The following is a 23,911-nucleotide window of genomic DNA, read 5'->3' on the forward strand; positions in this document are numbered from 1 at the left end:
TACGGGCCCGTACGACTCCAGGCGGACTCCAAGACGGCTCTCCGGTCTGACGACCGGAGTGGCGCGGCTCACTAGTGTCATGGACGTGACTGTGATCGCGACCGAAAGCCTGAGCAAGCGGTTCCCCCGGGTGACCGCTCTTGACCGGCTCTCCGTGGACGTCGGGCCCGGTGTGACCGGACTCGTCGGAGCCAATGGAGCCGGCAAGTCCACACTGATCAAGATCCTGTTGGGTCTGTCCCCCGCCTCCGAGGGCCGCGCCGAAGTGCTCGGCCTCGACGTCGCCACCAAGGGCGCCGCCATCCGCGAGCGGGTCGGCTACATGCCGGAACACGACTGCCTGCCACCGGACGTCTCGGCCACCGAGTTCGTCGTCCACATGGCGCGCATGTCCGGCCTGCCGCCCACCGCCGCGCGGGAGCGCACCGCGGACACGCTGCGCCACGTCGGCCTGTACGAGGAGCGCTACCGTCCCATCGGCGGCTACTCCACCGGCATGAAGCAGCGCGTCAAGCTCGCGCAGGCCCTCGTGCACGACCCCCAGCTGGTCTTCCTGGACGAGCCGACCAACGGCCTCGACCCGGTCGGCCGCGACGACATGCTCGGGCTGATCCGCCGGATCCACACCGACTTCGGCATCTCGGTCCTGGTCACCTCCCACCTGCTGGGCGAGCTGGAGCGCACCTGCGACCACGTCGTCGTCATCGACGGCGGCAAGCTGCTGCGCTCCAGCTCCACCACGGACTTCACCCAGACCACCACGACCCTCGCCATCGAGGTCACCGACACCGACGAGCACCCGGACGGCACCCGCGCGGTGCGCGAGGCGCTCCACGCGCGCGGGGTGGACACCGAGGACGGCAGCGGGCTGCCCGGCGCCGGACACATCCTGCTGCTCACCGCGCAGGGCGAGGAGACCTACGACCTGGTCCGGGACGTCATCGCGGACCTCGGCCTGGGCCTGGTGCGCATGGAACAGCGCCGGCACCACATCTCCGAGGTCTTCACCGACAGCGACGAGAACCGCGACGAGGCACGGAAGGAGGCGGTCGGCCATGGCAGCTGAGCAGTCCATGCAGACACCTGCCACTGCACCGGGTGACACCCGTATCCACAACATCGGCTACCGCTCCTACGACGGCCCCCGCCTGGGCCGCGGCTACGCCACCCGCTCGCTGTACTCGCAGTCCCTGCGCGGCGCCTACGGCCTCGGCCGCTCGGTGAAGTCCAAGGTGCTGCCGATGCTGCTGTTCGTGGTGATGTGCGTGCCCGCCGCCATCATGGTGGCCGTCGCCGTCGCCACCAAGGCCAACGACCTGCCCGTCGACTACACGCGCTACGCGGTCATCATGCAGGCCGTCATCAGCCTGTACGTCGCCTCCCAGGCGCCCCAGTCCGTCTCGCGCGACCTGCGCTTCAAGACCGTGCCGCTGTACTTCTCACGGCCCATCGAGACCGGCGACTACGTGCGCGCCAAGTTCGCCGCGCTGGCCTCGGCGCTGTTCGTCCTCACGGCCGCTCCCCTGCTGGTGCTGTACATCGGCGCGCTGCTGGCCAAGCTCGACTTCACCGACCAGACCAAGGGATTCGCACAGGGACTCGTCTCCGTGGCACTGCTCTCGCTGCTCTTCGCCGGCATCGGCCTGGTCATCGCGTCGGTCACCCCGCGCCGCGGCTTCGGCATCGCGGCCGTGATCGCGGTGCTCACCATCTCCTACGGCGCGGTCTCCACGCTCCAGGCGATCGCGGAGGTGCAGAGCGACGGCGACGGCGTCGCCTGGATCGGCCTGTTCTCGCCGATCACTCTCATCGACGGTGTGCAGTCCGCCTTCCTGGGCGCGACCTCCGCCTTCCCGGGCGGAGTGGGCCCGACCAACGCCGAGGGCGTCGTGTACGTCGTCTTCTGCCTCGGCCTGATCGCCGCGAGCTACGGCCTCCTGGTGCGCCGCTACAAGAAGGTGGGACTGTGACCACGCTCAGCATCGACCACGTCTCCCGCTGGTTCGGCAACGTGGTCGCCGTCAACGACATCACCATGACCATCGGCCCCGGCGTCACCGGCCTGCTCGGCCCCAACGGCGCGGGCAAGTCCACCCTCATCAACATGATGGGCGGCTTCCTCGCCCCCTCCACCGGGTCCGTCACCCTCGACGGGCAGCAGGTGTGGCGCAACGAGGCCATCTACCGGCACATCGGCATCGTCCCCGAGCGCGAGGCGATGTACGACTTCCTCACCGGCCGCGAGTTCGTCGTCGCCAACGCCGAACTGCACGGTCTGGGCGCCAAGGCCGCCCAGAGGGCGCTGGCCACGGTGGAGATGGAGTATGCGCAGGACCGCAAGATCGCCACGTACTCCAAGGGCATGCGCCAGCGCGTGAAGATGGCCTCCGCGCTGGTCCACGACCCGTCGCTGCTCCTGCTGGACGAGCCCTTCAACGGCATGGACCCGCGCCAGCGCATGCAGCTGATGGACCTGCTGCGGCGCATGGGCGACGAGGGCCGCACCGTGCTGTTCTCGTCCCACATCCTCGAAGAGGTCGAGCAGCTCGCCTGGCACATCGAGGTCGTCGTCGCCGGCCGGCACGCCGCCAGTGGTGACTTCCGCAGGATCCGCCGCCTGATGACGGACCGTCCGCACCGCTACCTGGTGCGCTCCAGCGACGACCGCGCGCTCGCGGCCGCGCTGATCGCGGATCCGTCGACGTCCGGCATCGAGGTGGACGTGGCCGAGGGCGCCCTGCGCATCCAGGCCGTCGACTTCGGCCGCTTCACGTCCCTGCTGCCCAAGGTCGCGCGCGACCACGGCATCCGGCTGCTCACGGTCTCGCCCTCCGACGAGTCCCTCGAGTCCGTCTTCTCGTATCTCGTCGCGGCGTAGGAGGCCCCTGATGTACGACCCCACAGTCGCCCGGCTCACCTACCGGGCCCTGCTCGGCCGCCGCCGGGCCCTCATCCTGGGCGCGCTGCCCCTGCTGCTGATCGCGATCTCCCTGGCGGTGCGCGCCCTCGCCGGGGCCGACGACCAGACCGCCGCCGACATCCTCGGCGGACTCGCGCTCGCCACCATGGTGCCGATCATCGGCGTCATCGCGGGCACCGGGGCGATCGGCCCCGAGATCGACGACGGCTCGGTCGTGTACCTGCTGTCCAAGCCGATCAAGCGACCCACGATCATCTACACCAAGCTGATCGTCGCCATCGCCGTCACCATGGTGTTCTCGGCGCTGCCCACGTTCATCGCGGGCTTCGTCCTCAACGGCAACGGCCAGCAGGTCGCCGTCGCCTACACGGTGGCCGCGCTCGTCGCCTCCATCGCGTACGCGGCGCTCTTCCTGCTCCTCGGCACGGTCTCGCGCCACGCGGTGGTGTTCGGTCTGGTCTACGCGCTGGTGTGGGAGGCACTGTTCGGCTCCCTGGTGCCCGGCGCGCGCACGCTGAGCGTGCAGCAGTGGTCGCTGGCCGTGGCACAGAAGGTCGCCGGCGGTGACCTGGTCACCTCGGACGTGGGCCTGACGACCGCGACGGTCCTGCTCGCCGCGGTCACCGTGCTCGCCACCTGGTACGCCGGCCAGAAGCTGCGCGCGCTCACGCTCGCCGGCGAGGAGTGAGCGGCACCCGCTCCGGCCGGCACCGCCGACGGGACAGCGGCGCCACCGGTGTTTTATTCGGTGGCGTCCGCGCCGCGCCGCGGGCAGAGTGAGAGTGTCCGCATCGCCGGGAACGTCCGGCGACCATGTGCCGGGAAGGGAGCGGGACGATGTCGATGCACGGCAGTACGTCCAGCTCCCGTCGGGGCGGCCCGCGGCGGACTCCGGAGTAATCCCTACTGCTCCGTCGAGTCCGCCCCGCACGGGGAGCCGCCCGGGGCGGCCGCTTCGAGCGCGCGCATCGTGTCGCGCGGGCCGCCCACCCGGAGGATTGGCCGAGTGGTAAGGCACCGGTTTGCTAAACCGTGGTCGGGTCTACAGCCCGCGCACGTTCGATCCGTGCATCCTCCGCACAGCGCCGGGCATCAGCCCAGCAACTGCTCCACGACCACCGCGATCCCGTCCTCCTCGTTGGAGGCCGTGATCTCGTCCGCCACCGCACGCAGGTCCTGATGGGCGTTGGCCATGGCCACGCCGTACGCGGACCAGGCGAACATCGGCAGATCGTTGGGCATGTCGCCGAAGGCGATGGTGTCCGCGGCCTTCACGCCGAGCCGGCGCGCCGCCAGGGACAGCCCCGTCGCCTTCGACAGACCGAGCGGGAGCAGTTCGACGATGCCCTCGCCCGCCATGGTGACGGTGACGAAACCGCCCGCGGTGCGGGTGGCGGCCTCGGCGAGCTCGTCGGAGGCCAACGCCGGGTGCTGGATGTAGAGCTTGTTCAGCGGCGCCGCCCACAGGTCCGCCGCGTCGGTGAACGGGGTCGCGGGCAGCGCGCCCACGACCTCGTAGCCGGGGCCGACCAGCACCTCGCCGTCGAGTCCGTCGCGGCTGGCCGCCAGGTGCAGCGGCCCGACCTCCGCCTCGATCTTGGCGAGCGCCACCCCGGCCAGCTGCCGGTCCAGCGTCACCGAGGTCAGCAGCCGCCGCGCCCCTGCGTCGTACACCTGGGCGCCCTGGCCGCAGACGGCCAGACCGGTGTAGCCGAGGTCGTCGAGGATGGGGCGCGTCCAGGGCACCGCGCGGCCGGTGACGACGATGTGCGCCGCGCCCGCCGCGGTGGCCGCGGTGAGCGCGTCACGGGTGCGGCGGGAGACCGAGTGGTCGTCCCGCAGCAGCGTGCCGTCGAGATCCGTGGCGATGAGCCGGTAGGGGAGGCCGCCGCTCACGTGGCGACCGGTTCCAGCAGCTCCCGGCCGCCCAGGTACGGACGCAGCACATCCGGCACCCGGACCGAGCCGTCGGCCTGCTGGTGGTTCTCCAGGATCGCCACGATGGTGCGCGGTACGGCGCACAGGGTCCCATTCAGCGTGGCCAGCGGCCGCACCTTCTTGTCCTCGCGGACCCGGATCGACAGCCGGCGCGACTGGAACTCGGTGCAGTCCGAGGTCGAGGTCAGCTCGCGGTACTTGCCCTGGGTGGGGATCCACGCCTCGCAGTCGTACTTACGCGCGGCCGAGGAGCCCAGGTCGCCCGAGGCGACGTCGATCACGCGGAACGGCAGCTCCAGCGAGGTCAGCCACTGCTTCTCCCACTCCAGCAGCCGCTGGTGCTCCGCCTGCGAGTCCTCGGGGGCCACGTAGGAGAACATCTCGACCTTGTCGAACTGGTGCACGCGGAAGATGCCCCGGGTGTCCTTGCCGTGCGACCCGGCCTCGCGGCGGAAGCAGGGCGAGAAGCCGGCGTACCGCAGCGGCAGCCGGTCGGCGTCGATGATCTCGTCGCTGTGGTAGGCGGCCAGCGCCACCTCGGACGTGCCGACCAGGTACAGGTCGTCCCTCTCGAGGTGGTAGACGTCCTGCGCGGCCTGGCCGAGGAAGCCGGTGCCCGCCATGGACTGGGGGCGGACCAGCGCGGGGGTCAGCATCGGGGTGAAGCCGGCCGCGGTGGCCTGCGCCATCGCGGCGTTGACCAGGGCGAGCTCCAGCAGCGCGCCGATGCCGGTCAGGAAGTAGAAGCGGGAGCCGGAGACCTTGGCGCCGCGCTCGACGTCGATGGCGCCGAGCAGCTGGCCGAGCTCCAGGTGGTCCTTGGGCTCGAAGCCCTCGGCGCCGAAGTCGCGGACGGTGCCGTGGGTCTCCAGCGTGACGAAGTCCTCCTCACCGCCGACGGGGACATCGGGGTGGACGAGGTTGCTCAGCTTGAGCAGGAGGTCCTGGGTCTCGGTGGCGGCGGCGTCGCGCTCGGCGTCGGCCGCCTTCACGTCGGCCTTGAGCTGTTCGGCCTTCTTCAGCAGCTCGGCCTTCTCGTCACCGGATGCCTTGGGGATGAGCTTGCCGAGCGACTTCTGCTCGGCGCGCAGCTCGTCGAAGCGGACGCCGGACGACCTGCGCCGTTCGTCGGCAGACAGGAGGGCGTCGACGAGCGCGACGTCCTCTCCACGGGCGCGCTGGGAAGCACGCACACGGTCGGGGTCCTCACGGAGCAGGCGAAGGTCAATCACGTGGTCAAGGCTACCGGTGCGGGATGGCCGTCCACGACTGGCTATTCGCGACGGAACGGCCACTTTCCGTTATGGGGTGAATGCGCATTGTGTTCCACGGGGTCAATGGCCGGAGCCTCGCCCCTTGAACGGGTCACTTCCAGGGTGTGCGGTTGACCGAATCCCTTACGCGGAGCGGGACTTGGGGGCCGCTTGTCCACAGGGATCCTCACCCCTGAAATAGTTATCCACAGGGTGTGGGGAAGATCTGTGGACTTCGGAATTGATCACTCCGAAACGCTCCGCGCCTCCGGGGGATTCCCCGCACAAACCCCCCTCCATCCCTACTTTTGAGTGGAAAGAGTTCCCTCCAAAGGGTTGACCAAAGGAAAACAATGGACGAAGGGAGGTGAAGGGTGATCTACGGGATGATGAATGCGATCATGGCTTGTAGGGCGATTTGTCGACGGAGTCGCGCTTCCGTATCGACTTGTCCCCAGGTCGAGAAGCGGACCTGTGGATAACTCCTGTGGACAATGACAATCGGCAGGTAGGACCGGGTGGCCGAGAACGCCCTCTGGTCAGAACCGGCCGTCCTGGCAGCGTGCCACCCAGTCCGCCGCATCCACGAACTCCGCGTCCGACGTCCCGGGGAACGGGGGCCGCACCTCCCCCGGCGCCACATCCGCCCGCGGATAGGAACCGAGGTAGCGCACCTGGAGACAGATCCGCTTGAGCCCCATCAGCGCCTCCGCCATCCGGCGGTCCGAGATGTGGCCCTCGGCGTCGATGCAGAAGCAGTAGTTGCCGATCCCCGCCCCGGTCGGCCGGGACTGGAGCAGCATCAGGTTGATGCCCCGCGTGGCGAACTCGCCCAGCAGATCGCGCAGGCCACCGGGGTGGTCGTCGCGCTGCCAGAGCACGATCGAGGTCTTGTCGGCACCGGTGGGCGCCGCCGGCCGCGCCGGGCGGCCCACCAGAACGAACCTGGTCTGGGCGTTCTCGGCGTCGTGGATCTCCGTCTCCAGCGCCTCCAGGCCGTACCGGGCGGCCGCGAACTCACCGGCGAAGGCGGCGTCGTACCGGCCCTCCTGGACCAGGCGGGCACCGTCGGCGTTGGAGGCGGCCGACTCCCAGACGGCGTCCGGGAGGTGCTTCTTCAGCCAGTTGCGCACCTGGGGCTGCGCGGCCGGATGGGCGGTGACCGTCTTGATGTCCGACAGCTTGGTGCCCGGACGGACGAGCAGCGCGAAGGTGATCGACAGCAGCACCTCGCGGTAGATCATCAGCGGGGTGCCGGCGACCAGTTCGTCGAGCGTGGTGGTGATCCCGCCCTCGACCGAGTTCTCGATGGGGACGAAAGCGGCCTCGGCCTCGCCCGTCCGCACCGCGTCGAGCGCGGACTGCACGGACACGTACGGCGTCAGCTCACGCGTCGCCGCCTCGGGAAGCGTGCGCAGGGCGACTTCGGTGAAGGTGCCCTCTGGGCCGAGATACGCATAGCTCGCTGGCATGTCCTCACCCTAATGGGCCCGCGGCCGTGGACGGCTTCCGGAATCCCCTCAGGGGTGACTTCCGGGCCGTTCTCATCCCTCCAGTAGCGCCTGCCCCACATACTCGCCCTCCGCCGCCCCGCCCGGAACGGCGAACAGCCCGCTCGCCTCGTGCCGGACGAACGGCGTCAGGGCGTCGCCGCGGTCCAGTTTGCGCTGCACCGGCACGAAACCGCGCAGCGGATCGGCCTGCCAGCAGATGAACAGCAGACCCGCGTCCGGCACCCCGTCCGTGCCGATGCCGTCGTGGTACGAGAAGGGCCGGCGGAGCATCGCCGCGCCGCCGTTCTGGTCGGGCCGGGTGATCCTCGCGTGGGCGTTGATCGGCACGACCAGGTTGCCCTCGGCGTCGGTCTTCTCCAGGTCCATCTCCGAGGTCTCGGTGCCCCCGGACAGCGGAGCCCCGTCGGACTTGCGGCGCCCGATGACGCCCTCCTGCTCCTTGACGGACAGCTTCTCCCAGTCGTCCAGCAGCATGCGGATACGGCGTACGACCACGTAGGAGCCGTTCGCCATCCAGGCGGGCTCGCCGCTCTCCGGTACGAAGATCCGCTGGTCGAAGTCGGGGTCGGCGGGCTTGGGATTGCGGGTGCCGTCGACCTGCCCCATCAGATTGCGGGCGGTCATGGGATGAGCGGTGGCGCCCGGTGAGCGGTTGAAGCCGTTCATCTGCCAGCGCACCCTGGCCGCCGCACCGGCGTCCTTCTGCACGGCGCGCAGGGCGTGGAAGGCCACGAGGGCGTCGTCCGCGCCGATCTGCACCCACAGGTCGCCGTTGCTGCGCGCCTTGTCGAGGTGGTCGGAGGAGAAGTCCGGCAGCGGATCCAGGGCTGCCGGGCGCTGCTTCTCCAGCCCGGTGCGTTCGAAGAAGCTGTGGCCGAAGCCGAAGGTGAGGGTCAGCGAGGAGGGACCGGCGTCGCGCGCCACCCCGGTGTCGTCCTCTGCGCTCGGCTCGCCCGCCATCAGCCGCCGGGCCGTGTCCGACCAGCGGCGCAACAGTGCGGCCGCCTCCGTGCGACCGGCGCCGGGTGCCAGGTCGAAGGCGACCAGATGGCCTCGGGCCTGGAGCGGCTGGGTGATGCCGGGCTGATGTTTCACGTGAAACGGCACCTGGCCCTCACCGACCGAGGTCAGTGGAGTGGCTCCGGCGGGCGCCGCCGCGTAGCCCACGGCCCCGCCCGCCGCTCCCAGGACGAGCCCGGTGGCACCGGCCGTGCCGAGCAGCCGGCGCCGGGAGATGCCGCCCCGGGTGGTCCGGACGGACTCCTCCGTGGGTGCCTGTGGCGTACGGGTCTGTGGAATGGACTGGTCAGCCATGGTGGTTCAGCCGATCTTCGCGTTCTTCGAGACGGTCACCTGGTCGATGTCGGAGGTGCGCACGGTCACCTCGATCGTCCAGTCGCCCGTCATGGGGAGCTGCACTCCGCTCGCCGACCAGTGTCCGGTGGTGATGTGGTCGGGGACGACGGGCAGCGGTCCGAGGTCCTTGGCGGAGAGGGTGAAGGCGACCTTCACCTCGGGAATGTCGACGGGGCGGCCGTCCGGGCCGTCGACGTAGACGTGCATGGCGTTGTCACCGACCCGGGCCGGCTCGAGGTCGATCGAGACGACACCCTTGCCGTTCTCGCCGCCGGTGTCGAAGGGCATGGTCAGAGTCACCGCTCCGGTGCCCTGGCCGGTGGCGGCGGGCGCGGAGGACGAGGCGGAGCCGGCCGCCTCGGCCTCCTGCTCCGTGCGTCCCGGCTCGGTCTGCGTCAGCACGGTGGTGACGGCGAGCAGGACCACGGCGACGCCCGCCTCGGCGAGTACGGAGCGACGCAGGCCGGTGCGGCGGGGGTCGGCGTCGCGCAGCCGCTTCTGCCGGGCGGTCTCCATCGCGGCCCGCTGCCGGGCGAGCTGAGCGGCCCGCGCGGCCCCGGCCTTCGAGTCGGCGCCGTCTCCGGAGGCTTCCGGGGCCGCGTTGTCATGGGACTTCACGTCCGAGGCCGCGTCAGCCGTCGACTCCGCTTCCGAGGCCGCACCGTCCCCGGACGCCTTGGATGCGGCGCCGGCCGTGGTCTCCGCTCCCGGGGCCGTGTCCTCCCCGGACTCCGCTCCCGAAGCGACGCCGTCCCCGAGCCCCGCCGTCGTGCCCCGCGCCTCGCCGCTCTCCCCGGCGGCCGCCACGCCTGCCCGCGCCGCGGACCGGTCCGTGTCGGACTTCTCCGCGGCGTCCTCCGGCGCGGACACGGCGTTCGCGGGTGCCCCCGCCAGCCGTGCGGTCCACCGCCGTGAGACGGAGGCGATCCCGACCAGCACCGCCACGAGCCCGATCTTGACGAGCAGCAGCTGCCCGTACCGGGTGTCGGTGAACGCCGACCAGGAGCCCAGCTGCCGCCAGCTCTGGTAGATCCCGGTGACGACCAGGGTGACCACGCTGCCGAAGGCCAGCCGCGAGAACCGCTGGACGGCGTCCCGGCCGACCGGCGTCTCGGCGGGCGCCCGGAAGAGGGCGACCAGCAGCGCGGTGAGCCCGCCGAGCCACGCGGCGACGGCCAGCAGATGGAGCACGTCGACCGGCATGGCGACGCCCGGCTGGAGCCCCTGGGAGGCGTGCTCCGACATCGCCCAGCTCGCGGCGAGCCCGGCCGCCACCACCGTGCCCCCGACCGCGAGCCCGAAGGACAGGTCCCGCTTCTCCTCGTCCTCCCGCTTGTCGTAGGCCCCGAACAGGACCGCTATGAACAGCGCGGCCGCGGCGAGCAGCAGCAGCCGGGAGACCAGTGCCGCGCCGGTCTTGGTCTGGAGCACGTCCGCGAGCAGCGACAGGTCGAAGATGTCACCCGGTTCCCCGGACGTGGTGTAGGAGCCGCGCAGCAGCAGCAGCCCCAGCGTGGCCCCGGTGAGCGCCAGCCATCCGGAGACCACCAGCCGCTGCACCGCCCGCACCCCGGCGCCGCGCCCCCAGCAGGCGAGCACGAACGCCGCCCCGCCGGCCAGGACCACGAAACCGGCGTAGGACAGGTACCGGCCGATGCCGTACAGCACGCCGACCACACCGTCGTCGGAGCCCTGCGCCGAGACCGAGACGGACGTCTCGGAGGGGGCGCCGATGGAGAAGGTGAAGGCCCCGGCGACGGGATGGCTGTCCGCCGACACCACCTGGTAGGCGACGGTGTACGTGCCGTCGGGCAGCCCGCCGACCAGCGTCACGGTGTAGATCGTGCCGCTCGGGTTGGCCGGGTCGCCCTTGTCCACCCGTTTGCCCTTGGGGTCGAGCACCCGCACGGCGTCGTCACCGACCGCGATCTGCTCGGAGAAGGTCAGCGAGACCTGGGTGGGCGCCGTGTCGACCACCGCATCCCGCGCGGGGTCGCTGTCGGTCAGCGCGGCGTGCGCGGACGCGGGAGCGGCCCCGGCGAGGAGCGCGCCGGTGACCACCAGGAACAGCAGCACCAGGGTCCGTACGCGGGGAGCGATGGTCTGGGTCACAGGGGTGTCTCCCTCAGTGTCCGGTCTTCGGGTTGTAGGTGGCCGCCTTCACCGGGATCTCGACCGTGAGGGGGTCGGACCGTTCGAAACGCAGCTCGACGGAAACGTTCTGGCCCTGCCGGGGCTTCTCTTTCAGCTGCTCGAACATCAGATGGCTGCCGCCGCTCTCCAGCACCAGGCTGCCGTGGGCCGGGATGTCCAGGGCCCCGGCTTCCCGCATGGCGCCGTCGACCGTCTCGTGGACGGTGACCTGGCCGGCGGCGTCGCTGCTGACCGAGGTCAGCCGGTCCGCGCCGTCGCCGTCGTTGGTGATGGTGAGGAAGCCGGCGGCCATGTCCGACACCGGCTGGGGCATGTAGGCCGAGCCCACGGACAGCTCCGCCCGGCCGTCGCCGGAGCCCGAGCCGTCCGAGCCGCCGCATCCGGCGAGGGCCAGCACCCCGACGACGGCCGAGGCCGCGGCCGTCCGGTACCTCACGGCTTCTCCCCCTTGATGATCTTGGGGAGATCCTTGGTGTAGTCGTCGACCGTGGCGTCCTCGCCGTAGAGGACATAGCCGCCATCGGTCTTCGGGGAGAAGGCGATGACCTGGGTGCCGTGGTCGGAGACGGTCTTGCCGTTCTCGTCCTTGCGCGGCGGATTGATCGAGATGCCGATGCTGCGGGCGCCGGCCTGGATGGTGTCGAAGTCGCCGGTCAGGCCGACGACCTGGGAGTCGATGCCCTTGAGCCACGTGCCGAGCGCGGCGGGGGTGTCCCGCTCCGGGTCGGTGGTGACGAACACGATCCGCAGCTGGTCCTGCTGCTCCTGGGGCAGCTGCTTCTTGGCCACCGCGAGGTTGTTCATGGTCAGCGGGCAGACGTCGGGGCAGTGGGTGTAGCCGAAGTAGATCAGCGTGGGCCGGCCCGCGGTCTCCTCGCGGAAGTCGTACTCCTTGCCGCGGGTGTCCGTCAGGACGAGGTCCGGCTTCTCGAACGGCTTCTCGAGCACCGTGCCCGCCTTGTCCGAGCCGGGAGCCTCGGACACCAGGGAGACGGGGTCGCCGCTGTCGCTGTCGCTGCCGCAGGCGGAGAGGGTCAGGGAGGCGACGGCCAGCAGAGCCGCCGCCGCGAAGGTCTTCTTGCGCATGGAAGTTCCTGAAGGTGTGTGCTGCGGAGCGCACCGGGGCCACGGGACCGTGGACGGCACGTGGACGGCCCCGGCGCGCTCCGTGAAGAGGGAGGGAGGGGTCAGGCGGTCGTGCGCCGGCGACCGGCCAGGACGCCGTAGGCGACGCCCGCGGCACCGACCACGATGCCGACGACACCCAGGACACGGGCGGTGGTGTCGGTGCCGCCGGAGTCGCTCTCGGAGGCGCCGGAGGTCTCGGCGGAGGCGTTCTCGGCCTGCGCGGCGTCGTCGGCGGCCTTGTCGTCGCCCGAGGCGCCGTGGTGGTCCCCGGAGGCCGCGGAGAGGGCGAGCACGGGAGCCGGGTGCTCGGGCTCCTCCTGGCCCTCCTGCGGCACCTCGATCCAGCGGACGACCTCCTCGTTGGAGTACGTCTGCAGGGCCTTGAAGACGAGTTCGTCGGCGTCCTCGGGCAGCGTGCCCACGGAGACCGGGAACTTCTGGTAGAAGCCGGGCTCGATGCCGTCGCCCTTGGCGGTCCAGGTGACCTTGGAGACAGCCTCGTTGATCTTCTTGCCGTGCATCTCCAGCGGCTTGTCCAGCTTGGACGTGGTGACCTCGACGTCCCAGCCCTCGACCGGCTGGGGCATCACCGACGCCAGCGGGTGGTCGGTGGGGAAGGTGACCTCGAGCTTGGTGGTCGAGGCGTTGTCCCGCTCGTTGGGGACCTTGAAGCCGACGACCGCGTAACCGCCCTTCGCCGCCTCGCCCTCGGGCTGCACGCTGACGTGCGCGAGGGCCGGGGAGGACACGGCGAGAACGGTGACACCGGCGACGGCACCGGCGGCGGCGATTCGGGAAGCCTTCATGGCAGAAGCACTCCGCTTCGGTTGAGTTCTTGTCACTGACGGTGGGGAAGCGCCTCGTGCGCGGCCGGAGGGATCCTCATGCGGACGCCCCGGACGTACACCGGCGACGGAACGCACGCGCGCGTGCCGCACGCGAGCGCCTCCGCTCCTCCCCCCGGGGGATCCGGCAGTGGCGGAGTGGTGGTCGCTTCAGGCGGCGAGAGCGAGTGCGGCGACGGCGGCGGGCGGACCGCGGCGGATCACCGTGTGCTGGAGGACGGGGGTACGGGGCACCGAGGGCGCGAGCAGCGCGGTGCGTACCGCGCGCGGCGCCCGGTCGGGTGCTCCCGGGAGCCCGGAGCGCAGGGCCCGCACCAGGGCGAGCGCCGCGCGGAGGGCCCGTACGAGGGTGCCCTCGGCGACGCCGTGCGCCGACAGCTCGGCCAGGCGCAGCAGCGCCAGGTCGCCGCGGCGCAGCAGCCACCCCGCGGCCGTCGCCGCGAGGAGGTGGCCGAGCAGCATCGGCAGCGACGGCAGCAGGGCCGCGGAGGGCGCGGCGGCCGACAGGGCATCCGCCGCGTGGGGGTCCGCTCCGCCGGAGTGGATCCGCGCGTCGGTGAGGATCCGCTCGGCCTGCGCCGGGCTGATCCCCGCCGCGGTCGGCCCGCACAGCAGCCGCGCGGCCTGCTCGACCAGCGCGGCGTCGGAGAGCGCGGACGACGAACCCGTGCCGGATGTGCCGTGCTGCCCGAGGCCGAACAGCGTGTGCAGTGCCGTCTGGCCGAACGCCAGCATCGCCGCGATGCCCGGCATGGAACGGGTGCGTCCCGCGAGCGGCGCGGCGACGGCGACCGCCGCGAGGAATCCCGCGCCCAGCGTCCACAGCGGGACGGTGTCGCAGGAGGCGAGCGTGTGGCCTGCCCCGGCCAGCACGACGCAGACCGCGGCGAACACCGCGGCCCGCATGATCCGGAGTCCTCGTCCGGAGCGCCTCGTGCGCGGGTGGGGGGCAGACATGGCGGGCTCATCATCGCACCGGCCTCCCGTCCGCCGTACGGCAGGTCCGCAAGATGAGGTACGACCGGTAGATCACCTCTGACACGGGCCGCCCCACATACACCGTTCGGCTCCGGCGCACACCCGCCGTATGGGCGGTATCACGTCAACGCCACGCTTACGAGCGAGGACTCAGGGCAATACCTAACGGTATGTCGAGCCGCAGCCAGGAGGCTGGAGCATGAGCATCTGGTGGTCACTCCATCTGCGGCGTGATGCCGCCAGCGTGCCGCTCGCCCGGCGCCTGCTGCTCGGCACCATGGAGACCGCGGGCGTCGACCCCGACATCTCCTACGACCTGTCCGTCGCCCTCAGCGAGGCATGCGCGAACGCGGTCGAGCACGGCGGGGACGCCGCGCGCGAAGGTACCTCGGAGGCATACCGGGTGACCGCCTATCTCGACGGGGAGAAGTGCCGTATCGAGGTCGCCGACGCGGGCCCCGGCTTTCCCTCGGTGACGGGGGCGTGGGCCCGTCCGCCGGCCCGCCCCGCCGCGTCCGACGCGGAGCACGGCCGGGGGCTGTGCCTCATCCAGGAGCTCGCCGACCACGTCCACTTCGGCAACAAGCCGGGACGGGGCGGCGCGGTGGTGAGCTTCGACAAGATCCTCAAGTGGCGCGAGGACGCGCCGCTGGTGGCGGTGTAGCGACGGCGCCGGCGGCGGCGCGGTGACGGGGGCGGGCACGCGCGCGTGCCCGCCCCCGTCACCGCGCGGTGTGTCGCGTGGCGCGTCAGCCCTTCAGGCCCGCCATCCACGCCTCGACCTCGTCCGACCGCCGGGGCAGGGCCGCGGACAGGTTCCGGTTGCCGTCCTCGGTGACGAGGATGTCGTCCTCGATGCGGACGCCGATGCCCCGGTACTCCTCGGGCACGGTCAGGTCGTCGGCCTGGAAGTACAGGCCCGGCTCGACGGTGAGCACCATGCCGGGCTCCAGCGTGCCGTCGACGTACGTCTCGGTCCGCGCGGCGGCGCAGTCGTGGACGTCCATGCCGAGCATGTGACCGGTGCCGTGCAGCGTCCAGCGGCGCTGCAGACCCAGCTCCAGCACCCGCTCCACGGGTCCCTCGACCAGGCCCCACTCGACAAGCCGCTCGGCCAGCACCCGCTGGGCGGCGTCGTGGAAGTCCCGGTACTTGGCGCCCGGCTTCACCGCCGCGATGCCGGCCTCCTGGGCGTCGTACACGGCGTCGTAGATCTTCTTCTGCAGCTCGGTGTAGCGGCCGTTGACGGGCAGGGTGCGCGTGACGTCGGCCGTGTAGTACGTGTGCGTCTCCACACCCGCGTCGAGCAGCAGCAGGTCGCCGGAGCGGACCGGGCCGTCGTTGCGCACCCAGTGCAGGGTGGTGGCGTGCGGGCCGGCGGCGCAGATGGAGCCGTAGCCGATGTCGTTGCCCTCCACGCGGGCGCGCAGGAAGAACGTTCCCTCGATGTAGCGCTCGCTGGTCGCCTCGGCCTTGTCGAGGACCTTCACGACGTCCTCGAAGCCGCGCACGGTGGAGTCGACGGCCTTCTGCAGCTCGCCGATCTCGAAGTCGTCCTTGACCAGCCGCATCTCGGAGAGGAAGACACGCAGCTCCTCGTCGCGCTCGGCGGTCACCTTGTCGGTGAGCGCCGCCTCGATCCCGGCGTCGTGACCGCGCACCACCCGGACCGGGCCGGTGGCCTCGCGCAGCGCCTCGGGCAGCTCGCGCACGTCGGAGGCGGGGATGCCGTAGAGCTTTGCGGCCTCGGTGAGGGAGTGCCGGCGGCCGACCCACAGCTCGCCCTGGCCGTCCAGCCAGAACTCGCCGTTCTCGCGGTTCGACCGGGGCAGGAGGTAGATCGTCTCCCGGTGGCCGTCGGCCGTGGGCTCCATGACGAGGACGCCGTCCTCGGTCTGGTTGCCGGTGAGGTACGCGTACTCGACCGACGCGCGGAAGGGGTACTCGGTGTCGTTGGAGCGGGTCTTCAGGTTGCCCGCGGGGACGACGAGACGCTCACCGGGGAAGCGGGCGGACAGCGCCGCGCGGCGCGCGGCGGCCCGGGCGGCCTGCGGGACCGGCTGCAGATCGTGCAGCTCGGTGTCGGCCCAGCCGCTCTTCATGTTCTCGGCCAGCTCGTCGGACACGCCCGGGTACAGGCCGTTCTTGCGCTGCTTGACGGGCTCCTCTTCGGCAGTCTCCGGGGTCTCCGGCAGCTCCTCCGCCACGGTCATCCTCCTTGATACGGCACTGGACCACCCCCCATCGTACGGTCGGGCGGAAACGGACGAACCGGCGAAGGACCTGTTACCTGGGACGCAACGGAACCGCCCTGGACGCGGCCGGCGCGGCGACGGGGGTCGTGCCGGGCCGTGCACGAGAGAGCCGGCCTGGACGCGTCCCCGCGCGGCGACGAAGGCCGTGCTCGGCCGGACGGGCTGTGCTGGGCGGCGTGGACCGCGTTCTCCGGGCGCAACGTGCCATCGCCTGGGACCCAGGCGAACCACTTGCACGCGGCGCCCCGCGGGCCGTGCTCGGCCGCGCGGGCCGTGATGTTGCCCGGGATGCGGCGGCACCGGCTCGGACGTGGCCGGCGCGGCGACGGGGGGTGTGCCGGGCCGTGCACGAGAGAGCCGGCCTGGACGCGTCCCCGCGCGGCGACGAAGGCCGTGCTCGGCCGCACGGACCGTGGTGGGCGATGCGGTCTGTGCTCGGCCGCGCGGGCCGTGCTGTTGCCCGGGACGGGGGAACCGGCTCGGACGCGGCCCGGCGCGGCGACGGGGGGCCGCGAACTCGGCCAGGCGAATCGTGCTCGGCCGGGCCGGACGGCCGTGCCGGGCGATGCAGCCCGCGTTCGTCAGGCGGGCCGTGCGGCCGGTGCGGCGTGGCTCTTCGCATCGTCGGCCGGTCGAACCGTGCGCCGCTACTCGAACCGTGCCGCCAGCAGCACCACGTCCTCCGGCGAGTCCCCGGTGTCCGCCCCCTCCGGCAGCACCGCGCGCAGGACGTGGTCGGCGACGGCGCCGGGGTCGCGGCGCAGCGGGGCGGGCACCCCGGCCGCCGCGGCGTGCAGCCGCGCGAAGGCGCGGTCCGTCGGATCGCCCGTACGGCGCAGCAGCCCGTCGGTGTAGAGCAGCACCGTCTCTCCCGGCCCCGCCTGGACCTCCACGCTCGGCGCCTCCCAGCAGGCGAGCATGCCCAGCGGGGCGGAGACCGACGTCTCGACGAACTCCGCGCGGTGTTCGCCGAGCAGCAGCGGCGGACTGTGGCCCGCCCCGGCGAGCGTGATCCGCCGCAGCGCGGGTTCGCAGTAGCCGAACAGCGCGGTGGCCGACCGGGCCGGCTCGGTCAGCCGCAGCAGCAGTTCCAGGTCGGACAGAACGGCGACCGGATCCTCGCCCTCCATCACGGCGTACGCGCGCAGCGAGGCGCGCAGCCGTCCCATCGCGGCGACGGCGCTGGGCCCCGACCCGGTGACGGACCCGACCGCGAGCCCGAGCGCGGCATCCGGCAGCGGCAGCGCGTCGTACCAGTCGCCGCCCCCGCGCGGGGAGGTGCGGTGCCGCGCGGCGAGCTGGACGCCGGCGACGCGGGGGAGCCGGGAGGGCAGCAGTTCCTCGGCCATCGTGGCCATGCGCGTGCGCGTGCGCTCCAGTTCGAGGAGCCGGGCCAGGTGCTCGGAGGCGTGGCGGACGTACAGACCGATGAGATGGCGCCGGTGCTCCGCCGGTTCGGCCGGCTCGTCGTAGAGCCACACCGCGGCGCCCAGACGGCCGGAGGCGCCGGTGCCCAGGGGGAGGGCGAAGCTCGCGGCGTAGCCGAGGCGGGCGGCGACCTCGCGGTGGCGCGGGTCGAGCCCCTTCTCGGCGAGCAGGTCGGGCTCGGCGATGCCGTCGTCGGCGGGCAGCCCGTCGAGGATCCTGCCGTACGACAGCGAGCTGCGCGGCACCGTCTCGATGTGGCCGAGGTCGGAGCGGGCCAGTCCCAGGCCGATGGAGGTGACCGGGCCGAGTCCGTCGGAGGGTTCCAGGGCGACGAGGCCGCGTCGGGCGCCGACCAGCGCGGCTCCCGCGCGGAGCAGTTCCTGGAGCGCTTCGTCGAGTGTGCCCGCGCGGACGAGGCGTTCGGTGAGTTCGTGGAGGGTCGTCAGGTCCGAGACCCAGCCGGCGAGCCGGTCCTGGAGCAGTGCGCCCGGGGCGTTCTGGGGGGTTGCGGGAGGGGCGGATGAGGTACCCGTGACGGGCGCGACAGTGTGTGCCGGTGCGGGAACCGTAGAATCGATTCCGGCCACTTTCGGAGGGTGCGGGGCATTCATGGCGTCCGGCTTTCCGACCGGTACGTACTGCTCAAAAGCATCGCAAACCCCCATGTCATTCTGCGTCGCCGGCAGTGTCTCCACATGTACACGTACTCGTGAGGAGATGTCCAGCATTGTCCTGCTGGGATTCCTGGTGTCCGTGGGGTTGAAGGGAACTCCCCGCAGACCCCTTGCCGAAATATGAAGTTGGCTTGAAACTGCCTCAGGGGGAGGCATATTGCGGTCGACTGGCCTTGCTCGACGGAAGCGTCACAGCGGTCGTGATGGGTACGTACTCGGTGAAGGCCAGGGGTGGTTGGAAACCGCTCGGGAACCTGGCGACGGACCCGGGCGTCTTAACCACCGACGACCGTGCCCCATCCTCCCGTGGCGGAGGCGGAGAGAACCACGCGCGACGTGAAACGCCAGACTTCGCCACCCCCACGCCACACCCGTACTTCTGATAGACGCAGTATGGGTGGAACGGCCGCGGAGGCAGCCCAAGCTCGGCCCAGAGGGGTTCCCCCTGCCCGGCGCGGGGGTGTGATGCGCCAACAGGTACGCACAGTGAAGTGATCGACACATGACGTGATGTGGACCACGGTGTTGCCAGGCGTGCAACGGAAAGGAACGAGCGCTCATGCGCGAGATCCTCGGAAGGCGACGCAGGCTCCTGTCCCGACGCGGCGACGGAGGGCCTGAGCTGATGGGCGCGGCCCTGACCTACGCCGCGCAGTGGCAGTGGCCGGTACTCCCCGGCGTGGCGGCCGACCCGCAGGGCCGGTCCCGCTGCGGCTGCCCCGACCCCGAATGCACAGTGCCGGGCGCCCACCCGTTCGACCCCGGTCTCCTCGCCGCCACCACCGACGCCCGCATGGTGCGCTGGTGGTGGAGCAACCGGCCGACGGCGCCCATCGTCCTCGCGACCGGCGGCAGGGCCCCGTGCGCGGTCTCGCTGCCCGCCGTGCCGGCCGCCCGCGCCCTGGCCGCGCTCGACCGCCGGGGCATGCGGCTGGGCCCGGTCGTCGCCTCCCCCGACCGCTGGGCGATCCTCGTCCAGCCGTACTCCATGGAGCAGCTGGGCGAGCTGCTGTACGCCAAGGACTTCGTCCCCGGCTCCCTGCGCTTCCACGGTGAGGGCGGCTACCTCGTCCTGCCCCCGTCCGAGACCGCCCAGGGCGGGGTCCGCTGGGAGCGCGCGCCGCTGCCCGGCTCGGCCACACCCTGGGTGCCCGGTGTCGAGGCCGTGGTGGACGCCGTGGTCGAGGCCCTCACCCGTACGGGTGTGAGCGCGCCCGAGATGTAGCGCGTCCCGGCGCGTGCCGCGCCCGGGGGGCCGCCGCGGGCGGCTATCTTCCCGGGGCATGCCGCGTCATGCCGGGGGCCGCGCCCGGGCCTTCCGAAGAGCTCGCCCGCTCGTCCTCGCGGGCGTCGTGGCGGCGTGCGCGTTCGCACTGCCGATGGCCGTGGAGTCCGCGGTACGGCCCGCCCCGCGCGGTGACGGCAAGGCACCCGTTCCGGGCGCCGCCGCCCCGTCGCCACCCGGCCCGCATCTGTCGACCGCCCTGCGCTGCGGTCCCGCGGTCTCCTCCCCCGACGGCATCGAGGCACAGACCTGTGTCGTGGCGCAGGGCGAGGAGATCTGGGCACGGACGTACTACCGCAACGCCACGGGAGAGGCGCGGTCCGCCGCGCTGAGCCTCACGGGGCCCGGCGGCCGTACCGTCCGGACGCGGTGCGCCGTGTCCGCCGACGACGAACCGGCCCGGTGCGAGACACCGCGCGAGAGCGGCGACGCGGATCTCGCCCGCCACACGGCCGTGGCGGAGTTCGCCCACCACGCGGGGCAGGGAACACTGCTGCTGCGCGCGGGGAGCGACTGAACGCCCGGGACGAGCCGTTGCCCGGCGGACACCGGAATCGCCGACGGGCCGGGAGAGCCGACTTGGCGGAATGGGAACCCCGGACGTCCGGAACGGGGGTTTCCGACCTGCGGAACGGGGGTCTCCGACCGGCGGATGGAGGTCCCAGGCGGCCGGAACGGGAAGCGCGGCCCGACGCACTGGCGTCCCGAGGAGCCGGAACGCGGGTCACCCGGCACGCCGAAACGGAGATCCCGGTCGGCCGGAACGCGGGTCATCCGATCCCGGGCAACGAAGATCCCGGGCGATCGAAAGAGGGCCCCGAATCGAGGGAACGGAGGTCCCGAGCAGCCGGAACGAGGTGCCCCGTCCCGCGGGACCGGGAGCCGCCCACGGCACGGCCGAGTGCCCGGAGGCGGGTCGCGTCGCGTGCGCGGAGAACCGGCACACAAAGACCCGGTTGCTGGCGACGGGGGATGCACCAGCAACCGGGCTATGGGAACGGTAACAAGAGATCGGCTGTTCGCAAATTCGATCTCGGCTTTTCCGGTCACCGATTTGCTTGTCCGTGACGGGAGTTGCCCATGGGGCGGGTGGTGCGCGCCCGGGCGTTTCCGCCGGCCGGCCGCCGGCGGAACCCCTGCCGCGCGGTGCCTCAGTTGAGGGTGACCTGGCGGTTCGTCAGACCGCCGCGCGCCCGGCGCTCGTCCGCGGTGAGCGGTGTGTCCGTCGCCAGGGCCTCGGCGAGCCGCTCCGCGAACTCGGCCGCGGGCTTCTCCACGTCCTCGGCGCCGACCCCGCTGGGCAGGTCCCAGACCGGCACGGTGAGCCCGTGAGCGCGGAAGGAGCCCACGAGACGGGTGCCCTCGCCCAGGGAGGACCGCCCCGCCGCGTGCAGCCGGGCGAGAGCGTCCAGAAGCCGCTCCTCGGGGTGCGGCATGACCCACCGCAGGTGGTTCTTCTCGGGCGTCTCGCACCAGTACGCGGAGTCCACGCCCGACAGCTTGACCGTCGGGATGGCGGCGGCGTTGGCCCGCTCCAGGGAGGCGGTGACGTCCGGCGTGGCGCTCTCCGGGTCGGGGACCCAGAACTCGAACCCGCTGTGCACGACCGGCTCGAAAGCGCCCTCCGGCGCCAGCAGATCCTGCAGCCGGGGCCCGTCGGCGGGAGCGCGCCGGCCCTGCACCGGCGTACCCGGGTCGGCGGTGAGCGCACGCTGGAGCGTGTCGGCCAGATCGCGGCTGATGTCGCCGGAGGAGGTGTCGTTCTGCAGACCGAGCAGCACCGAGCCGTCGTCGCGGCGCAGCGCGGGCCAGGCCATCGGCAGCACCGTGGCCAGCGTGACCGACGGGACTCCCTCGGGCAGGCCGTCCTTGAGCGTCAGCTCGACGGTGGCGGCCGGCACCAGTTCGCGCAGCGCCACCCAGTCGCATTCGCCGGGCAGGCCCTCGAAGGGGCGGTGCACCAGCTCGGTCACGGCGTGCGCGGCGGCGCGGCCGTGGCAGGCCTTGTAACGGCGGCCGCTGCCGCAGGGGCAGGGCTCGCGGGCGCCGACGACCGGAATCTGCCCGTCCGTGAGCTGCGGGCGCTTGGCCTTCGTCTGGGGTCGCTTCTTGGCCATCGTGGGTGTCTCCCGGTTACGGCTCGTCTCGTACCCGCGCGAGCCTAGCCGTTCGCGCCACGGCCGTCGGGAACCTGTGGACAACGTGCCGGACCGCGCACCCCGCGGGCGCGGCGGACGGCGGCGTGCGGTCCCGCCCGCGGCCGGTGGGCCGTCAGCCCAGGTCGTCGAAGACGTCCGCGAAATCGAGTTCCGGCAGGCGGGAGACCGGGGGAGCGGTCACCCGCGCGGCGAAGTCCTCGCGCCGGTGTCCGGCCGAGGCGTCCGGGTCGTGGACGTCGTCGTGGACGACCACCCACACCGTGACCTCGCCCGGAACCTCGTCGCGTACGCCCCAGTCGTCGGCCAGCGCGGTGACGATGTTGAGCCCGCGGCCGCCGTGCGCCGTGACCGACGGCGTGGCCGGCGCCGGACGGGTCGGGCCGCCGCCGTCCGTGACCTCGACGACGAGCCTGCCGCACGGATCCACCCGCCAGGCGGCCCGCACGTCGCCGTCCCCGGCCAGGGCGTCACCCAGGGGCCGGCCGTGCCTGCACGCGTTGCTCAGCAGTTCGGAAAGAATCAGCACGGCGTCGTCGATGACCGAATCCGGCACGCCCCCGTCGCGCAACTGCGCGCTCATACGGCGCCTCGCCTTCCCCACGCCCGCAGGGCCATGGGGTACGGCCATGCTCGACGACGTGGGCACCTCCTGTGCCACCACCAACGCCACCCCCGAGACCTCCTTCGCCCCACGCCACGGTGTGGATGCCCCAATGGCCTGAACCGGAAACCGGCCAATCCATGAGCGGTGACGCACTCGGAACGAGTGAATACGCACTGAACGCGCCGGAGCACTCCCTGTAGCCGTGTGGCTGGAATTCGTCGGTGTGGCCGAGATGCGAGGATGCTCCCGGCCGCAGTGCGCGGTCAAGATACCTGCGGGGAATTTCCGGGACGGATGGGAAGGATGTGACACGAGGGGACCCATCGCGCGGCGGCCGGCCGGGGCCGCCGCTCACCGGTCGGGGCCGCCGCTCACCGGTCGGGGCCCGTCGTCCGGCGGTCCGGCGCGTCGCCCGCCGGTCCGGGCCGTCGTCGGGGCCCGGTTCAGCGTCCGAGCCGGTCGAGCACCGCGCGGGGACGGTTGGTGATGATGGCGTCGACGCCCAGGTCCGCGCAGCGGTCCACGTCCTCCGGTTCGTTCACCGTCCACACGTGCACCTGGTGCCCGGCATGCTTGAGACGCTCGATGTACGCCGGGTGGCTGCGCACGATGCGGATCGAGGGGCCCGAGATCCGCACGCCGACGGGCAGCCGTCCGTCACGCAGCCGCGGTGTGACGAACTGCGTGAGGTGGACCGTGGGCAGCGTCGGCGACGCCGCCAGTACGCGGTGCAGCGACCGCGCGGAGAAGCTCATCACGCGCACGGGCGAGTCCTCGGGGGTGGCGGGCGCGTCCAGGCCGAACCGCTTGAGCAGGAGCAGCAGCCGCTCCTCCACCTGTCCCGCCCACCGCGTGGGGTGCTTGGTCTCGATCGCCAGCTCGACCCGGCGCCCGGCGTCGGAGACGAGCTCGAGCAGCCGCTCCAGGGTGAGGACGGAGGTGGCCTCCCGGTCCTCCGGACGGTGCTCCCAGTCGGGCTCCTCGACGCGCGGCCCGCCCGCGGGGCCACGGCTCTTCCACGACCCGAAGTCCAGGGCGGCGAGGTCGGAGAGCTCGAGCGCCGACACCGCACCGCGCCCGTTGGACGTACGGTTGATGCGGCGGTCGTGAACGCACACGAGGTGACCGTCGGCGGTCAGGCGCACGTCACATTCGAGCGCGTCCGCACCATCCTCGATCGCCTTGCGATAGGCGGCCAGGGTGTGTTCGGGAGCGTCCTCGGAGGCCCCGCGGTGCGCGACGACTTGGGTCGGGTGCTGACGTGCGTGGGTCACCGCGTCATGGTGCCACCACGTGCGGGCGGACGAGCGCACGGAGTGGCGTGAACGGTCTCGACGTCCGGTCGGAGGCATCGGGATAGCGCACCTTATGTGTGCAATGCCCTATATAAAGTACGTGAGTAATGCCCTATATAAAGAGT

At 72.0% G+C, this 23,911-nt stretch carries 21 protein-coding genes and 1 tRNA gene; 8 read left to right on the plus strand and 14 right to left on the minus strand.

Annotated elements, in window-relative coordinates:
- Positions 1-91: 91 nt before the first annotated feature.
- The 5 genes from AC5L3C_RS19110 to AC5L3C_RS19130 all read left to right on the plus strand — a co-directional run bounded on the left by AC5L3C_RS19110 (position 92) and on the right by AC5L3C_RS19130 (position 3,998).
- The gene (locus AC5L3C_RS19110) at positions 92-1,066 is read left to right on the plus strand and encodes an ABC transporter ATP-binding protein (protein ID WP_493653931.1); all 975 of its coding nucleotides are present in this window, start codon (positions 92-94) and stop codon (positions 1,064-1,066) included.
- Positions 1,056-1,970, plus strand: coding sequence for an ABC transporter permease (locus tag AC5L3C_RS19115; protein ID WP_493650036.1), 915 nt, complete (start codon positions 1,056-1,058; stop codon positions 1,968-1,970). The genes AC5L3C_RS19110 and AC5L3C_RS19115 overlap by 11 nt, the downstream gene beginning before the upstream one ends.
- Positions 1,967-2,878, plus strand: a complete 912-nt coding sequence (locus AC5L3C_RS19120; RefSeq protein ID WP_493650037.1) for an ABC transporter ATP-binding protein — start codon at positions 1,967-1,969, stop codon at positions 2,876-2,878. Before AC5L3C_RS19115 ends, AC5L3C_RS19120 begins: the two co-directional genes overlap by 4 nt.
- 10 nt (positions 2,879-2,888) lie before the next feature.
- Positions 2,889-3,608, plus strand: a complete 720-nt coding sequence (locus tag AC5L3C_RS19125; protein WP_493650038.1) for an ABC transporter permease subunit — start codon at positions 2,889-2,891, stop codon at positions 3,606-3,608.
- Between the two features lie 304 nt (positions 3,609-3,912).
- Positions 3,913-3,998 (plus strand) — tRNA-Ser (locus AC5L3C_RS19130).
- A gap of 14 nt (positions 3,999-4,012) precedes the next feature.
- Here AC5L3C_RS19130 and AC5L3C_RS19135 read toward each other — a convergent pair.
- The 9 genes from AC5L3C_RS19135 to AC5L3C_RS19175 all read right to left on the minus strand — a co-directional run bounded on the left by AC5L3C_RS19135 (position 4,013) and on the right by AC5L3C_RS19175 (position 14,065).
- Complete coding sequence (locus AC5L3C_RS19135) at positions 4,013-4,816, minus strand: HAD family hydrolase (protein WP_493650039.1); 804 nt, start codon at positions 4,814-4,816, stop codon at positions 4,013-4,015.
- The gene (serS, locus tag AC5L3C_RS19140; protein ID WP_493650040.1) at positions 4,813-6,090 is read right to left on the minus strand and encodes a serine--tRNA ligase; all 1,278 of its coding nucleotides are present in this window, start codon (positions 6,088-6,090) and stop codon (positions 4,813-4,815) included. Before serS ends, AC5L3C_RS19135 begins: the two co-directional genes overlap by 4 nt.
- Before the next feature lie 560 nt (positions 6,091-6,650).
- Entirely contained in the window at positions 6,651-7,583 is a 933-nt protein-coding gene (gene pheA / locus AC5L3C_RS19145; RefSeq protein WP_125505436.1) for a prephenate dehydratase, read from the minus strand.
- Between the two features lie 72 nt (positions 7,584-7,655).
- Positions 7,656-8,939, minus strand: coding sequence for an iron uptake transporter deferrochelatase/peroxidase subunit (gene efeB / locus AC5L3C_RS19150; RefSeq protein ID WP_493650041.1), 1,284 nt, complete (start codon positions 8,937-8,939; stop codon positions 7,656-7,658).
- Positions 8,940-8,945: 6 nt separating this feature from the next.
- Entirely contained in the window at positions 8,946-11,093 is a 2,148-nt protein-coding gene (locus tag AC5L3C_RS19155) for a copper resistance protein CopC (protein WP_493650042.1), read from the minus strand.
- A gap of 13 nt (positions 11,094-11,106) precedes the next feature.
- Positions 11,107-11,571, minus strand: coding sequence for a copper chaperone PCu(A)C (locus AC5L3C_RS19160; RefSeq protein ID WP_493650043.1), 465 nt, complete (start codon positions 11,569-11,571; stop codon positions 11,107-11,109).
- Positions 11,568-12,221, minus strand: a complete 654-nt coding sequence (locus AC5L3C_RS19165) for an SCO family protein (RefSeq protein WP_493650044.1) — start codon at positions 12,219-12,221, stop codon at positions 11,568-11,570. Before AC5L3C_RS19165 ends, AC5L3C_RS19160 begins: the two co-directional genes overlap by 4 nt.
- Before the next feature lie 101 nt (positions 12,222-12,322).
- The gene (locus tag AC5L3C_RS19170) at positions 12,323-13,069 is read right to left on the minus strand and encodes a YcnI family copper-binding membrane protein (RefSeq protein WP_493650045.1); all 747 of its coding nucleotides are present in this window, start codon (positions 13,067-13,069) and stop codon (positions 12,323-12,325) included.
- Between the two features lie 189 nt (positions 13,070-13,258).
- Positions 13,259-14,065: a hypothetical protein gene (locus AC5L3C_RS19175; RefSeq protein WP_493650046.1), complete on the minus strand. Its 807-nt coding sequence runs from the start codon at positions 14,063-14,065 to the stop codon at positions 13,259-13,261.
- Between the two features lie 220 nt (positions 14,066-14,285).
- Between AC5L3C_RS19175 and AC5L3C_RS19180 the strand changes: the two genes are divergently transcribed.
- Positions 14,286-14,750 (plus strand): ATP-binding protein, encoded by a 465-nt coding sequence (locus AC5L3C_RS19180; RefSeq protein ID WP_493650047.1) that lies wholly within the window; start codon positions 14,286-14,288, stop codon positions 14,748-14,750.
- An 85-nt stretch (positions 14,751-14,835) separates the two neighbouring features.
- On the opposite strand, the gene AC5L3C_RS19185 is transcribed toward AC5L3C_RS19180, so the two are convergent.
- Both AC5L3C_RS19185 and AC5L3C_RS19190 read right to left on the minus strand, forming a co-directional pair.
- On the minus strand, positions 14,836-16,299 hold the full coding sequence (locus AC5L3C_RS19185; protein WP_493650048.1) for an aminopeptidase P family protein: 1,464 nt from the start codon (positions 16,297-16,299) through the stop codon (positions 14,836-14,838).
- A 689-nt stretch (positions 16,300-16,988) separates the two neighbouring features.
- A complete protein-coding gene (locus AC5L3C_RS19190; protein WP_493650049.1) occupies positions 16,989-18,497 on the minus strand; it encodes a PP2C family protein-serine/threonine phosphatase in 1,509 nt (502 codons plus the stop codon).
- 505 nt (positions 18,498-19,002) lie between these two features.
- Between AC5L3C_RS19190 and AC5L3C_RS19195 the strand changes: the two genes are divergently transcribed.
- Together AC5L3C_RS19195 and AC5L3C_RS19200 are read left to right on the plus strand one after the other, a co-directional pair.
- Positions 19,003-19,668 carry a bifunctional DNA primase/polymerase gene (locus AC5L3C_RS19195; RefSeq protein ID WP_493650050.1) on the plus strand — a complete coding sequence of 222 codons (666 nt, stop codon included), beginning with the start codon at positions 19,003-19,005 and terminating at the stop codon, positions 19,666-19,668.
- A 58-nt stretch (positions 19,669-19,726) separates the two neighbouring features.
- On the plus strand, positions 19,727-20,245 hold the full coding sequence (locus AC5L3C_RS19200; protein WP_493650051.1) for a hypothetical protein: 519 nt from the start codon (positions 19,727-19,729) through the stop codon (positions 20,243-20,245).
- 634 nt (positions 20,246-20,879) lie between these two features.
- Here the strand turns inward: AC5L3C_RS19200 and AC5L3C_RS19205 are convergent.
- From AC5L3C_RS19205 to AC5L3C_RS19215, 3 genes are all read right to left on the minus strand, one after another.
- Positions 20,880-21,845, minus strand: coding sequence for a DUF5926 family protein (locus AC5L3C_RS19205; RefSeq protein WP_493650052.1), 966 nt, complete (start codon positions 21,843-21,845; stop codon positions 20,880-20,882).
- A gap of 154 nt (positions 21,846-21,999) precedes the next feature.
- On the minus strand, positions 22,000-22,644 hold the full coding sequence (locus AC5L3C_RS19210) for an ATP-binding protein (RefSeq protein WP_493650053.1): 645 nt from the start codon (positions 22,642-22,644) through the stop codon (positions 22,000-22,002).
- Between the two features lie 290 nt (positions 22,645-22,934).
- Positions 22,935-23,765, minus strand: a complete 831-nt coding sequence (locus AC5L3C_RS19215; RefSeq protein WP_493650054.1) for a glycerophosphodiester phosphodiesterase — start codon at positions 23,763-23,765, stop codon at positions 22,935-22,937.
- Positions 23,766-23,911: the final 146 nt, after the last annotated feature.

Source organism: Streptomyces speibonae (assembly GCF_984686075.1).

What these genes read in the sequence shown, in the direction of transcription:
- AC5L3C_RS19115 (WP_493650036.1), top strand. Translation starts at nt 1,056, where the DNA reads ATGGCAGCTGAGCAGTCCATGCAGACACCTGCCACTGCACCGGGTGAC.
- AC5L3C_RS19125 (WP_493650038.1), top strand. Translation starts at nt 2,889, where the DNA reads ATGTACGACCCCACAGTCGCCCGGCTCACCTACCGGGCCCTGCTCGGC.
- pheA (WP_125505436.1), bottom strand. Translation starts at nt 7,583, where the DNA reads ATGCCAGCGAGCTATGCGTATCTCGGCCCAGAGGGCACCTTCACCGAA.
- efeB (WP_493650041.1), bottom strand. Translation starts at nt 8,939, where the DNA reads ATGGCTGACCAGTCCATTCCACAGACCCGTACGCCACAGGCACCCACG.
- AC5L3C_RS19165 (WP_493650044.1), bottom strand. Translation starts at nt 12,221, where the DNA reads ATGCGCAAGAAGACCTTCGCGGCGGCGGCTCTGCTGGCCGTCGCCTCC.
- AC5L3C_RS19170 (WP_493650045.1), bottom strand. Translation starts at nt 13,069, where the DNA reads ATGAAGGCTTCCCGAATCGCCGCCGCCGGTGCCGTCGCCGGTGTCACC.
- AC5L3C_RS19175 (WP_493650046.1), bottom strand. Translation starts at nt 14,065, where the DNA reads ATGTCTGCCCCCCACCCGCGCACGAGGCGCTCCGGACGAGGACTCCGG.
- AC5L3C_RS19180 (WP_493650047.1), top strand. Translation starts at nt 14,286, where the DNA reads ATGAGCATCTGGTGGTCACTCCATCTGCGGCGTGATGCCGCCAGCGTG.
- AC5L3C_RS19185 (WP_493650048.1), bottom strand. Translation starts at nt 16,299, where the DNA reads ATGACCGTGGCGGAGGAGCTGCCGGAGACCCCGGAGACTGCCGAAGAG.
- AC5L3C_RS19190 (WP_493650049.1), bottom strand. Translation starts at nt 18,497, where the DNA reads ATGCTGGACATCTCCTCACGAGTACGTGTACATGTGGAGACACTGCCG.
- AC5L3C_RS19195 (WP_493650050.1), top strand. Translation starts at nt 19,003, where the DNA reads ATGCGCGAGATCCTCGGAAGGCGACGCAGGCTCCTGTCCCGACGCGGC.
- AC5L3C_RS19200 (WP_493650051.1), top strand. Translation starts at nt 19,727, where the DNA reads ATGCCGCGTCATGCCGGGGGCCGCGCCCGGGCCTTCCGAAGAGCTCGC.
- AC5L3C_RS19205 (WP_493650052.1), bottom strand. Translation starts at nt 21,845, where the DNA reads ATGGCCAAGAAGCGACCCCAGACGAAGGCCAAGCGCCCGCAGCTCACG.